This is a genomic window from Paenibacillus sp. FSL L8-0638, from assembly GCF_038593075.1.
GTDB classification, from domain to species: domain Bacteria; phylum Bacillota; class Bacilli; order Paenibacillales; family Paenibacillaceae; genus Paenibacillus; species Paenibacillus polymyxa_D.
Map to the genome: position 1 here is coordinate 1,695,580 of NZ_CP151960.1, position 12,356 is coordinate 1,707,935.

The 12,356-nt window shown below is 45.4% G+C and carries 12 protein-coding genes; 8 read left to right on the forward strand and 4 right to left on the reverse strand.

Features of this window, described 5'->3' with window-relative positions:
- The first annotated feature begins 85 nt into the window (after nucleotides 1-85).
- The 3 genes from MKY35_RS07620 to MKY35_RS07630 all read left to right on the forward strand — a co-directional run bounded on the left by MKY35_RS07620 (nucleotide 86) and on the right by MKY35_RS07630 (nucleotide 3,656).
- Nucleotides 86-772, forward strand: a complete 687-nt coding sequence (locus MKY35_RS07620) for a response regulator transcription factor (protein WP_025723943.1) — start codon at nucleotides 86-88, stop codon at nucleotides 770-772.
- On the forward strand, nucleotides 769-2,352 hold the full coding sequence (locus MKY35_RS07625) for a HAMP domain-containing sensor histidine kinase (RefSeq protein ID WP_342446028.1): 1,584 nt from the start codon (nucleotides 769-771) through the stop codon (nucleotides 2,350-2,352). The genes MKY35_RS07620 and MKY35_RS07625 overlap by 4 nt, the downstream gene beginning before the upstream one ends.
- 122 nt (nucleotides 2,353-2,474) lie before the next feature.
- Nucleotides 2,475-3,656, forward strand: a complete 1,182-nt coding sequence (locus tag MKY35_RS07630) for a WD40 repeat domain-containing protein (RefSeq protein ID WP_342446029.1) — start codon at nucleotides 2,475-2,477, stop codon at nucleotides 3,654-3,656.
- A 191-nt stretch (nucleotides 3,657-3,847) separates the two neighbouring features.
- Here MKY35_RS07630 and MKY35_RS07635 read toward each other — a convergent pair whose 3' ends face one another.
- Together MKY35_RS07635 and yhbH are read right to left on the reverse strand one after the other, a co-directional pair.
- The gene (locus MKY35_RS07635) at nucleotides 3,848-5,290 is read right to left on the reverse strand and encodes a SpoVR family protein (RefSeq protein ID WP_342446030.1); all 1,443 of its coding nucleotides are present in this window, start codon (nucleotides 5,288-5,290) and stop codon (nucleotides 3,848-3,850) included.
- Complete coding sequence (yhbH, locus tag MKY35_RS07640) at nucleotides 5,287-6,453, reverse strand: sporulation protein YhbH (protein WP_307349046.1); 1,167 nt, start codon at nucleotides 6,451-6,453, stop codon at nucleotides 5,287-5,289. The genes MKY35_RS07635 and yhbH overlap by 4 nt, the downstream gene beginning before the upstream one ends.
- Before the next feature lie 164 nt (nucleotides 6,454-6,617).
- Here yhbH and MKY35_RS07645 point away from each other — a divergent pair, with 164 nt between their 5' ends.
- From MKY35_RS07645 to MKY35_RS07665, 5 genes are all read left to right on the forward strand, one after another.
- Nucleotides 6,618-7,331, forward strand: coding sequence for a response regulator transcription factor (locus MKY35_RS07645; protein ID WP_342446031.1), 714 nt, complete (start codon nucleotides 6,618-6,620; stop codon nucleotides 7,329-7,331).
- Nucleotides 7,332-7,333: 2 nt separating this feature from the next.
- Nucleotides 7,334-8,404 carry a HAMP domain-containing sensor histidine kinase gene (locus MKY35_RS07650; protein WP_322251397.1) on the forward strand — a complete coding sequence of 357 codons (1,071 nt, stop codon included), beginning with the start codon at nucleotides 7,334-7,336 and terminating at the stop codon, nucleotides 8,402-8,404.
- 144 nt (nucleotides 8,405-8,548) lie between these two features.
- Nucleotides 8,549-9,472 carry an ABC transporter ATP-binding protein gene (locus MKY35_RS07655; RefSeq protein ID WP_190298922.1) on the forward strand — a complete coding sequence of 308 codons (924 nt, stop codon included), beginning with the start codon at nucleotides 8,549-8,551 and terminating at the stop codon, nucleotides 9,470-9,472.
- Nucleotides 9,469-10,176 (forward strand): ABC transporter permease, encoded by a 708-nt coding sequence (locus MKY35_RS07660; protein ID WP_025723953.1) that lies wholly within the window; start codon nucleotides 9,469-9,471, stop codon nucleotides 10,174-10,176. The genes MKY35_RS07655 and MKY35_RS07660 overlap by 4 nt, the downstream gene beginning before the upstream one ends.
- A 14-nt stretch (nucleotides 10,177-10,190) precedes the next feature.
- Nucleotides 10,191-10,925 carry an ABC transporter permease gene (locus MKY35_RS07665; RefSeq protein WP_342446032.1) on the forward strand — a complete coding sequence of 245 codons (735 nt, stop codon included), beginning with the start codon at nucleotides 10,191-10,193 and terminating at the stop codon, nucleotides 10,923-10,925.
- Nucleotides 10,926-10,931: 6 nt separating this feature from the next.
- Here MKY35_RS07665 and MKY35_RS07670 read toward each other — a convergent pair whose 3' ends face one another.
- Entirely contained in the window at nucleotides 10,932-11,249 is a 318-nt protein-coding gene (locus tag MKY35_RS07670; protein ID WP_342446033.1) for an AzlD domain-containing protein, read from the reverse strand.
- Nucleotides 11,246-11,971, reverse strand: a complete 726-nt coding sequence (locus MKY35_RS07675) for an AzlC family ABC transporter permease (RefSeq protein ID WP_342446034.1) — start codon at nucleotides 11,969-11,971, stop codon at nucleotides 11,246-11,248. Before MKY35_RS07675 ends, MKY35_RS07670 begins: the two co-directional genes overlap by 4 nt.
- Nucleotides 11,972-12,356 lie beyond the last annotated feature (385 nt).

A 12,356-nucleotide genomic window follows, 5' to 3' on the forward strand; every position in this document is an offset into this window, starting at 1 on the left:
GGAGTAACATAAGTTCAGGTCGCGGGCTTGCCCTTTGTCGCTAGGAGCGTAAAATAAAATGAAGCGAGAGCAGGGAGGGCAGGACATGGATAAGAAAATACTGATAGCGGACGATGAGGCAAGCATTCGAAATGCGCTGGCTTATGCGTTAAAGCGAGAGGGCTTTTTGGTGGAAACCGCCGTTGACGGGGAGGACGCCTTGGAAAAAGTACGTTTGTTCCATCCGGATGTGCTCATACTGGATGTGATGATGCCCAAATTGGGTGGATATGAGGTGTGCCGCCGTTTGGAAAGTCGGAAGGGCATCGGTATTTTACTGCTGACGGCCAAAAACGATATCGTTGATAAGGTACTCGGACTGGAGCTGGGTGCGGACGATTTTATGAGCAAACCGTTTGATCTGAGGGAGCTGCTCGCTCGTATTAAAGCATTGGTACGGAGACTGGAGCGAGAAGGAGCACCTGCTCCGGAAGGAACAGAAATGGTACTCGGCCCATTACGGGTACGTCCGTCCAGCCGAACGGCTGAACTTGGAGCCATAGCGCTGGATCTGACCCCCAAGGAGTTTGATGTGCTGGCGCTGTTGGTGTCTCATGCGGGAAGGGTGTATACACGGGACGAGCTGCTGGAGCAGGTATGGAGCTTCGATTATGTGGGCGGAACGCGGACGGTGGATATTCATATCCAGCGTTTGCGCAAGAAGCTTGAGCCGCATCAGGCGATATTGCAGACCGTGTATGGTATCGGCTATAAGGCAGAGAAAATGACGTGAACGAACATCATTCACTCCATCAGCAAGGAAGCTTGCGGTCCACCGACCAGCAGAAGCGCAAACGCAAACCTACAGGCTTGAGCCTGCGTTGGAAATTTCCGCTGGTACTGGCGGCTTTGCTGCTGTTTACTGTCGGTGTGCTGAGCTGGCTCGTGCTTACTGGTATTCGCGCTAACCAGACAGACCAAATGGAACGCAGCTTAAAGCGTCAGGCCGAAATTGTAGAAATGCGTGTAAAACAGTCTTACCTGTTGGGAGTGCGCCAATCACCGGAAGACTTTATGAAGAAGCAGGCACCTGGGCTCGCAGTGGAACTGGGCGTATCCAGTAATATGCGCGTTATTTTATATGATGGTCAGGGGCATGAGGTTGGCAATTCTCTACCGCTGGCTTTTAGAACAGATGTCAGCCAGGCGCTCTCCTATGCGATCCAAGGCAAAATTGCATACATTACGGAAGGAAGCGCAATCACTTATTTGGCTCCGCTTCAAGGTCCGGACGGCTTACTGGGAGTGGTACAGCTTCACAGCTCAACAGAAGCGCAGCAGCAGTTCTACCGAGCCATTGCCCACTTGTTTCTATGGACGGGGGGTGCGGTGCTGGTATTGAGCTTTATCTTAGGTTTAGGCTATGTCAGCCGCCAGACGAGGGACATCGGAAGACTAACTCGCGCTTCTGAACAGATATCGGCAGGGCATTATCCGGAAGCCAGACTGCTGCGGCGGCAGGATGAGCTGGGAAGACTGGATGAAGGGATGCTCCAGATGAGCCATGTGATCCGGGAGAGCATTATCGCGCTGGAAAACGAAAAGCTTCGGCTGGAAGAAGCGGTTCAGCGTTTGAGAGAGCTAGAGCAGCAGCAAAAATCTTTTATTGGAAATATCAGTCATGAACTAAAGACCCCGTTAACCTCTATTCAAGCTTATGCTGATTTACTGGATATGTATGGGGATGATCCTGAACTGGTGCGTGAAGCGAGAGAAAGCATCAGTAAGGAAACAAAACGGTTATACGAGCTTGTCGAGGACTCGCTGCGGCTATCTGTGCTGGATAAATATGATTTTGAATTGCATACGGAGGTTGTGGAATTGCATTCGCTACTGGAAGATGCGGGGAGCCGTATTCGAGGAAAAGCGGCAGCGCGTAGATTGGATTTTTCGATAGATACCGTTCCAGCCCAGGTGTGGGGAGACCCTAAGCATCTGATGCATATTGTACTAAATTTGCTGGATAATGCAGTAAAGTATAATCAAGACGGTGGATGGATTACGTTATCGAATCGGGTAGAACAGGACACTGTGATTGTGTATGTACGCAATTCCGGTCCGTGGATTCCTAGGGAGAAATGGGACATGATTTTTGAGCCGTTTGCTACTTTAAGTCGTGATCGATCTCGTCAGGACAGCGGTACGGGACTCGGTCTTCCTCTGGCGCGCAGACTTGCGGAGCGTATGGGGGGAGAGTTGCAGCTTACGGCTTCAGATTATAGTAGTTTGGAAAATGACAACGGGCATACAAATGTAAGTGGAAATGAATTTTCGCTTAGACTCCCTCTCTTGGTTCACGATGGCTCCCTGTAAACGGCCGATTGTTAGCACAGGGCTAGAATGGTGTCTTGTTTACAACTTGGAAACAATTCGATGTATTCATGAGATGTTCGGGCATTAAACTGGGGGTATCGTTAACAAGGAGGCCGTTGTACATGATAAAGAAAAACATAGACAGCTATGGGCAAAAGAACGGTTCCTCTCATCGCGAAGATTCCCGTACAAGAATTTTCAGACAGAAAGCCACGGGGGTGCTTATGACCGGCTTAATCGCCGGGGGATTGCTCAGCGGTTGCGGCATGAAGAGCGCAGGAGAGACAAATCCAGCATTCGGTATGAAACCGGGCCAACAGCTTACTGTGATTGACACGGATGCAGCCCAGAAGCAAGTAACGGACGAGCTGGTGGTATCGTCTATCGACAGGCTGGGGGATGTCTACGCGAGGTCTTGGCTGAGTGACGAAGAGCTGATTGTGGAGCGTAAAACCCAGCTGTGGATTCATAATGTAGAGACAGACAAGGAGCGGATTTTAACACCAGGTCGTAAAGCTCCACAGTTACTTGCTGTGGTATCACCGGATCAGCGCCATGTCTTCTTTACTGAAGGTAGCCCCAACAGCAAATATGATATTCAGGGCTACATTTTGGAACTAAGCAGTGGTAAGGTTACATCGATTGGCAAGTTGGATATGACTAACGAAGTGAGCTGGAGCGATGAGAATCATCTCATTACAGGCACACCGGATGGTAAAATCCGACTGATTGGTCTGGACGGCAAAGCTGAAGAATTGAATTTTCAAGATCCGAATCGCTCTGAATTGATGTCTCATGTTGAAAAAGTGGGTAACGCCATATTTTATACAGGCAGTGATAAACAAGGGTATCCAGTGCTGAATCGGTTCACCCTTAATCATCCTCAGGCTGTGACCATTGCAGAGGGTGCCATGTCCTTTGCCGTGTCGCCTGACGGTGAGTCTATCGCCATTGAAAAGCGGAAATGGAATACATCCGAACCAGCCCGTATGATCATTTTGGATGAACAGGGCAAAGAGAAAGGAATTGTCGGGCAAGGTACTTTAATGAGTCGTGGAAGCTGGTCCAGTGACGGGTCCAAGCTTGCTTTTTCCATTTATGATGAGGATCAGCAAGGCATGAGAGGGCTGTATGTATTTGACCAGTCCACGGGTAAAACCACTCCGGTTACGACCAATATCCAATCCTATGACAGCCCAACGGTATGGAGCCCATCCGCCCGGTTTTTATCCATGTACCAGAACATTTCGGAAGGTGGAAAACAGCTCAATCAAAGCTATATCGTCGAATTTAAGGAAAAGTAGTAAAAGGCGCATATCCGTATGTTCGGAATGCGCCTTTTTAAATGAAGGCTGGCTATTGATTTTATATGAGAATCAATTTCATAACTCATTAAAGTTTGATGGTTGTAACTAGAAATATACAAATTTAAACATTTTGATCTATATCTAGTTTTAATTGAAGCAGCTAGAGGTATTATGAAATGGATGCATGACTATACAAATTTACGATGATGCTTCTTACCGTCATATGAGAATAAGGCGAGCTTACCCTCAATCATCGTTTCCAAATGAACGGTGCGCCCCCACAGCTGATATACATACGGAAGCGTGCGCTCCATATATTTTAAATCTAGCTCAATGCCTTCGTACTGGTGCTTGAGCTTCAACTCGCCCGTATGCAGGTAATCTCCATCCTCGACGACGATATAAGGGGAGCCTCCATTCACACGTGAAAACACGAGATGATCCCGTATGTTTTCCCAGGATTTATCGGTAATTTTCCAATCAGGTCCCCGTTTCTCAAACACGTACAGATCCAAATCCTCTGTCAGCTTCTTGGTCATGTAATTGCGTATAAAAGAGGTGTCTGAGTCAAACTCTCGCACCTCGAACATTTTAGCTCGACCCTCGCCCGGTTTGCGCCCTTGTCGCTCTTGCTCCTCACGGGTTGGGTTATCCCAACGTTTTTCAATATCCTCAAATATTTTCAGTCCCAAATAGTACGGGTTCAGGCTTTGCTTGGAAGGCTGTACGACGGAAGCATTCAGCATCGCAAATTCAACGGTTTCCTCCCCTGTCAAATCCAGTTCCCTTACAATCCGCTGATGCCAATAGGAGGCCCAGCCTTCATTCATGATTTTGGTCTCCATTTGGGGCCAGAAATATAGCATTTCGTCCCGCAGCATCGTCATAATATCTCGCTGCCAGTCCTCCAGTACCTCGGAGAATTCCTGAATAAACCAGACGATATCTTTTTCAGGTTCCGGTGGGAACTGGCGTACCTTAATACCCTCGGTCTCGGCCGAATCATGCTGCTTTACTGTGTCCAGTGACCACAGATCATCGTAAGGTCCGATGGGACGCTGGTGTTTTTTGGGTTCTTTTTGCTCCTTGATTTTGAGTTCCATATAGCGCTGTTTATCCAGATGCCTTGGTTTGATAAGCTGTGGGTCTACATGCTCCTGTATCGCCAGTACAGAGTCAATGAAGGATTCCACAGTCTTTGAACCGTATTCCATTTCATAGCTGTTGATTCGATCTGCTGTGGCCGACATACTCTCCACCATATTGCGATTAGAAGCTGAGAAGCGGGCGTTGTGTTTGAAAAAATCACAGTGTGCCAGTACATGAGCGACAATTAGTTTATTTTGCACCAAAGAATTTCCTTCCAGCAGGAAGGCATAGCAGGGATTGGAGTTAATGACCAGCTCATAAATTTTGCTCAATCCAAAATCGTACTGCATTTTCATCTTGTGAAACGTTTTTCCAAAACTCCAGTGGCTGAAGCGCGTGGGCATACCATAGGCTCCGAACGTATAAACAATATCCGCCGGACAAATCTCATATCGCATCGGGTAGTAGTCGAGCCCGAATCCATCTGCAATCTCCATAATTTCTGATATCGCATATTCTAGCTCCTTCTGGTCGGTGCTCATCCCACCGTTCCCCCTTCCCGTTTGCGAAAAAAGGTGCGTAAGGCTTGGTATACCTCACCTTTTTCCTTAATGACATAGTACATAAACTGATCCTTTTTAATATTCTTGTAGGCTGACATCAGCGTGCTGCTGCGATTATATTGATTCACTTCGCCATAGCCGAACATATTGCTCCGCTTTATAAGTTCCTCGATTAGCTTCACGCACCGCTCATTGTCTGAGGTCAGGTTATCGCCATCCGAGAAATGGAAGGGATAAATATTGTAGCTGGAAGGAGGATATCGTTTGTCGATAATCTCTAGTGCTTTCAAATAAGCGGAAGAGCAGATCGTGCCGCCACTTTCTCCGCGGGTAAAAAATTCTTCTTCCGTAACCTCTTTAGCCTCGGTATGATGCGCGAGAAAGACAATTTCCACCTTTTCATACTGACGGCGCAAAAAGCGGGTCATCCAGAAAAAGAAGCTGCGAGCACAATATTTTTCAAAAGCGCCCATTGAGCCTGAGGTGTCCATCATGGCTATAATGACCGCGTTGGATTGGGGAATGGTCTTCTCTTCCCATGTCTTGTAACGAAGATCGTCCGGACTAATATGATGAATGCCCGGTTTCCCTTCACGGGCGTTGCGACGCAGATTCTCGAGAATGGTTCGTTTCTTGTCAATGTTCGCTTGCATGCCTTTTTTACGTATATCATTGAACACGATAGATTCAACCTCAATTTGATCCTTGTCTTTTTGCTGTAAATTCGGCAATTCCATTTCCTCGAACAGCATATCTTCCAGTTCTTCTATGCTGACTTCCGTTTCCATAATATCGTGTCCCGGCTGGTCGCCGGCTTTCTCACCTTTACCAGGCTTCTGGGAGGCAGGATCACGTCCGATGACATCCCCTACCTGACTATCTCCATCCCCTTGGCCTACATGCTTTTGCTTTTGATAGTTATAAATGAAGCGATATTCATCCAAGCTGCGAATCGGCACTTTAATAATCTGTTGACCGTCCGACATAATAATATTTTCTTCCGTTATCAGATCGGGTAGATTTTGCTTAATGACATCTTTGACCTTCTGCTGATGACGTTGCTGGTCCTGGTACCCTTTGCGATGCAGCGACCAATCTTCGCGGGATACGACGAATGAATATGGCTGGCGTGGTTCTGGCATTATTAGGCACCCCCCAAGTGGATACACGGCACAGTTTGGCCTTGTTGGTTATTAAGTATATTCACGGGGATGAACGATATGTGATGGAACTCGATTTAAATTCTGCCCGTTTGCTTTTATAATGAAAGTAAAAAATGTAAAAAAAGAATGGAGAACCTTGGGTTATGGAAGAAATTGCAGTACTTATAGTAGACGATGAGCAGGGATTGCGGGATATGCTGACAACGGTGTTGAAAAAAGAAGGGTTCCTTCAAGTTAAGCACGCTGCAACAGGTCGGGAAGCGCTGCAAGTCGTGATGGAATCGCATGTGGATGTGATTGTACTTGATGTTATGCTGCCTGATAGCGATGGGTTTGAGATATGTCGTCAAATGCGTCTATATACGGATGCCCCTATTCTTTTTTTGACGGCAAGAGATACAGATCTAGACAAATTAATGGGGTTCGGTATCGGAGGAGACGACTATATTACCAAACCGTTTAACCCGCTGGAAGTCGTTGCCCGTATGAAGGCACGAATGAAATATCGGAAAGTTTCGACAGTGGCCATGAAACCGACCTTACGCACTTTAGATTTTGGATATTTTCGACTGGAACTGGAATCCGGTGTGTTGTATGTGGAGGACAAGCAGGTCGAGTGTCCGGCACGTGAATGGCTGCTGCTGGTATTTTTGTGCAAGCACCCTAACCGTATTTTCAGTGTACGGCAGCTTTACGAGGCGATATGGAGCGAGGCCTTCTTGGGTGATGAGAAGACCGTAGTGATTCATATCTCCCGTTTGCGGAAAAAAATAGAACCTGATCCCAAGCACCCGCAATCTTTAATCAATGTAAGGGGGCTTGGTTATAAAATGATGTCAGTCAAGATGGAGGAATGAGGATGAACTCTCTGGTTAAGATGTCCTTCCGTTTTATGAAAGTAACGTTATGTTTTGTACTGGCCTATGTCCTATGTTTTGTTATTTGCACGATCTTATATATTTTTATAAAAAGTATATTTGGAGCATCTCAAAATATAAATATTAATCTATTCTGGACAGGACTTGGTATCGTGCAGAGTGTTGTGTTCATAGCTGCCTACGGATGGTATATAGGCAAACCTTTGGTGTATGTAATTAAATGGATTGGAAATATTGCGACGGGGGAATTCCAAGCACCGCTAAGTGAACTGGAACTACCGGAGCGCAAAAAAAATCAGAAAAATAGCTATAAACCTCCGTATCAATTGTATAAAGAAGTTTTTGAACAAATGAACATCTTATCGTCTCAATTGCGCAGCAATGAGGAAGAGAGAGTGGAATTAGAGAAACGAAAACAGCAGTGGGTAGCAGGTGTCAGCCATGATCTCAAAACACCATTATCCTATATTGAAGGATATGCGGCCATGCTGACTGCTCAAGAGTATGATTGGTCCGATGAAGAAAGAAGAAGCTTTAGTATGAGTATCAGTGAGAAAGTGACTGAAATGAAGCAGTTGATTCAGGATTTGAATGCTTCTATGCAGCTTAAGGAAAGTCCATTGCCCGTCCAATTGGAGAAGGAGGACATTGTGGAGTTTCTCCGTAGTGCAGTCATAGATATCGCTAACCATCCTTCGGCTGAGCAATACGAATTTTCTTTTACGTCCATGGAGGCGACTTGTATTATGTCCTTCGATAGCAAGCTATTAGGCAGAGCGCTGCAGAATTTTTTGATTAACGCCATCATTCATAATCCTCCAGGTACACACGTTTCCATGGAAGTGAACAAAGAGAACGATAAGCTTCATATTTCTATCGAAGATGATGGAATAGGAATGAATCCTAATGAGTGTAAGCAGGTATCTCACTCCGAAGGGCATGGAATACCTATTGCCAAAAGCTTTATTGAAGCGCACAACGGAACGCTTCATATCCTTTCAGGCAGTAAAGCGGGTACAAGGATGGAGATTTCACTGCCGCTAAACAACTAACTTTGTAACATCGAATCTCACATTTTGCAGTGTGCTCGATTTTTTTGCCTGTTGTTTAGGGACTGTTTACTTGATGTTAACTTTACTTCAGTAAACTGTATGTAACTTAAACTTCAGCATTAGAAGTCGAGAGGAGATCAGGAAGTGTCTGAATATGTAATACATACACAGCAGCTAACTAGGCGTTTTGGAAAGCGGGAATTTGTAAAACGAATAAATCTCCAGGTACCTGGACAACAAATTTATGGGTTTTTGGGACCTAATGGGGCGGGTAAAACAACCACGATTCGTATGCTACTTGGGCTGATTAAATCCACCTCCGGAGAAATTGAGATTTTTGGGAAAAAGCTGAAGGATCAGCGTATGGAAATATTAAAAGATGTTGGTTCCTTGGTTGAATCACCTGCCTATTATGCCCATTTATCCGCATATCGAAATTTGGAAATCGTTACAACCATGCGTGGACTGCCGACCCGAAGAATTCATGAAGTGCTGGATTTAGTGAGATTAACCAAGGATGCGTATCGTCCGGTAAAAGGATATTCCTTGGGGATGCGACAAAGACTGGGGATTGCTATGGCGCTTATTGCCAACCCCAAATTATTGATACTTGATGAACCGACGAATGGTTTGGACCCATCTGGTATTCAGGAAATTCGGGAGTTAATTATGAGCCTCCCTGGTGCTTACGGAATGACGGTACTGGTTTCGAGCCATTTATTAAGCGAAATTGAGCAGATTGCAACCTATGTAGGAATTATTAATCAGGGTGAAATGATCTTCCAGGGAACGATGAAGGAACTCACCGCCAAAAGCAAGCCTCAATTATTCATTGAAACCCCAGATCCTGTTCTGGCTGCCGGTGCACTGATTCAGCATGGATGGACAGCTGGAGCTGAATCGATTGAACAAAATGAGGTCGTGACTCCTATTGTAGATCGGCAACAATCTTCGGAGATGATCAAGGTGCTTGTGGAACACAATCATCCCATTTATCGGGTCACAGAGAAGAAAAAAACATTAGAGGAGATATTCCTGGAGCTGACAGGTAAGGAGCGAAGCTTATGATACTCCGGGTTATAAAGTCAGAGGGGCTTAAGCTGAAGAAAATATGCTGGTGGATTCCTCTTATACAGGGGTGTGTACTTACAGGCATGACTGCCGTGGAATGGTATCTTTACTTTCGGCAAGGACCAGGAGGTGTCTATGCTGGTTTTGCCGTTATGTTTATGTTCCTTTCGTTTGTGATGCTGCTTGGCGGTACACTTTTGGCGAGCATTATGGCCGGTACAGAGCATGATACTCAAACATGGAAGCAGCTTATGGTCATGCCTGTTCCCAGAAGCTATATCTATTTATCCAAAATTGTATGGATCGTGATTCTGCAGTTGGGTACCGCCTTGATCACTGTAGCAGGTATGAGCCTCATCTGGGTGTTATATACAAACGAACCCATTCCTTGGCGGATCATGCTGTTACAGCCGATTAATGCAAGTTTGGCTACCCTACCAGTACTTGCAATTCAACTTTGGCTGTCTACACTTTTCACTAATCAGGCATTCCCATTAGCGTTTGGTATATTCGGCTCTATTGCAAGCTTGTTTTTGGCACGCACAAGTATTCTGTGGATTAAAATATTGCCTTGGTCGTACCCTGCCCTATCAAGTCCTCTAATGAAGGAACACATGATTTGGGTGATCGTTGCTTTAAGTGCGGGAGTCATCTTTACGGGACTTGGTACATTACAGTTTACCAAGCATGAATTCAAATAGAGAGGAGAAGATACATGGGCTCTATTTTACGCGTAGAGACAATAAAGCTTCAATGGATCATGGTATGGATTCTCATTATATTGGATGCGGTCATAAATTCTTTAATGGGAGTCCTGGAGCTGAACGATTTGAAACAGTTTTTTTCGCCCAGCTGGTTAACTTTATATACGTATTCAGCGCAATTTCACTCTATGTTTTTTTATCCGCTCTATTGTGGAATTATCGCTTCTCTTTTGTGTGCGTATGAGCATCGGGATGGGGGATGGAAGATTTTATTAAGCAGCCCGTATCCTCGTCAGCAAATTTATTATGCAAAATATATATTGCTCATTCTCATACTGGGTCTTGATCAGCTTATATTTATATTGGGCTATTTTGTAAGTGGAAATATAGCAGGTGCTCCAGGAGAAATCCCTTGGTCTGTCGTTCTTTCTACCGGCTTGGGAGGGTGGCTCGGGATTTTTCCCCTGGCAGCACTACAGCTTATGCTTTCGATAAAAATTCGGAATTTTGGAGCTTCTTTGGGAATGTCTATTTGTTGTGTGGTTCCTAATATTGTCATAACAGGCTTTCACTCTTCCATAGGTGCGTGGTTTCCTTTTACGATTCCTTATTATATTATGATGCCGCAAACAGCGACTTATGCGCCCAGAGTTGAGCCTTACAGCCTCGGCTTGATTGTCATTTTTACGTTTTTAGCCTATCTGTATGGTGGAAGAAAGATGTTTGCGAATAGGGACTGGTTGTAGTTAGGATTACAACCACAATAGTCGAATTACAGCCATACTCACAATACCGACAACGACGGTAGCCAGCAGGTTTTTACTCCACAAGGCGGTCACTAGCGTTGGAAAGACAGCCATAAGCACTTGCCCATTAAAAGTGACGGAGGTCTCGGTTCGGACGAGTAGATTTTCCATCACGAGTGCAGTGAAAATACAAATAGGAATATAGGAAAGCCATTGTAGCACTGGCTTGGGTAGCGCCAGCCTTTGCAGCACGACAAAGGGAATGATCCTTGGGACAATCATGGCACCGATAATGATATACAGGACATGGGGATTAATGTTCATTTGTCGGTTAACACTCCAATCGTTGCGGTGATCATGGTCGCTACAATGACAGCAATATGTGACGGCACCCACCAGGACAAAAGGTACATCAGAACAGCCATACATAGCACAAGCAGCAGACGATGCTTGAGTTTGGAGGTAGGGACACTTTGGAGCTGGGAAATGAGTAGGGCAAGAAACATCGCAGGCAAGGCAAAATCCAGACCAAAAGCCTCCGGTCGGGAAATCCAGTTTCCGAGAATCCCTCCTGCCACACAGGATGCAATCCAGGCGAGATAAGCTGTAATATTAAGCCCGTTCATCCAACGGTCACTGACCTGTCCGCCTTTAGCCAATTTATCAGACGCTACCCCAAAGGATTCATCCGTCAAAAGAACGCCGATACCTATGTTTTTCCATAGTGAATATTTAGAAAAGTAAGGAGCCAGCGATGCACTTAGCAGCAGATGGCGGGCATTCACAATGAATGTCGTTAAAATAATGACGGATGGAGGACTGGCTACAGCCAGCATGGAGCACATAATAAACTGGGAGGCTCCTGCGTATACAAGCGCCGACATCAGGGCAATTTCCATGGTGCTAACCCCTGACGAAGCGCCCACAATCCCTGCCGCGAACCCAATGCATACATAACCAAGCAATGTAGGAATGCAATCTTTAACCCCTTGTAAAAAGCTGAGTGAATCATGCTTCGTTCCGCTCAACTCCGAAGCTATGGACATTTTAATCTTACCCCCAGTGTATAAATTTTTTAATAGTATATAACGGAAGTCGTAAAGTATCAATATATTACACAATTGTATGTTATATTGAATATCACCTATAGCGAACACACAGTATTATTGTCCGCTCTCGGCTACACTCTTCTATTCAGAAAAATTACAGCCTAATAGAGTAGAATACAGGAGAATTGCCCTTAAAAAGCTGTTTGATTTACTATTGATGACCCAAGGAAGGCTATGTATTTACCAAAAAGCTTCGCTCGTGTTCCGGTTGCAGACGATTTGGCAGCAGCCAGTATCCAAGAGCGGTGTTCAAATCGGATGTGTTCATACAAGGACTGTTTTGACTGAATGGGGAGTTCGTAAAAAAAGGGCGTCCCAGTCA

Excerpts from the sequence above, each read along its gene's own strand:
- MKY35_RS07665 (WP_342446032.1), top strand. The coding sequence starts at position 10,191 with ATGGGCTCTATTTTACGCGTAGAGACAATAAAGCTTCAATGGATCATG.
- MKY35_RS07650 (WP_322251397.1), top strand. The coding sequence starts at position 7,334 with ATGAACTCTCTGGTTAAGATGTCCTTCCGTTTTATGAAAGTAACGTTA.
- MKY35_RS07635 (WP_342446030.1), bottom strand. The coding sequence starts at position 5,290 with ATGAGCACCGACCAGAAGGAGCTAGAATATGCGATATCAGAAATTATG.
- MKY35_RS07620 (WP_025723943.1), top strand. The coding sequence starts at position 86 with ATGGATAAGAAAATACTGATAGCGGACGATGAGGCAAGCATTCGAAAT.
- MKY35_RS07630 (WP_342446029.1), top strand. The coding sequence starts at position 2,475 with ATGATAAAGAAAAACATAGACAGCTATGGGCAAAAGAACGGTTCCTCT.
- MKY35_RS07670 (WP_342446033.1), bottom strand. The coding sequence starts at position 11,249 with ATGAACATTAATCCCCATGTCCTGTATATCATTATCGGTGCCATGATT.
- MKY35_RS07660 (WP_025723953.1), top strand. The coding sequence starts at position 9,469 with ATGATACTCCGGGTTATAAAGTCAGAGGGGCTTAAGCTGAAGAAAATA.
- yhbH (WP_307349046.1), bottom strand. The coding sequence starts at position 6,453 with ATGCCAGAACCACGCCAGCCATATTCATTCGTCGTATCCCGCGAAGAT.
- MKY35_RS07645 (WP_342446031.1), top strand. The coding sequence starts at position 6,618 with ATGGAAGAAATTGCAGTACTTATAGTAGACGATGAGCAGGGATTGCGG.
- MKY35_RS07675 (WP_342446034.1), bottom strand. The coding sequence starts at position 11,971 with ATGTCCATAGCTTCGGAGTTGAGCGGAACGAAGCATGATTCACTCAGC.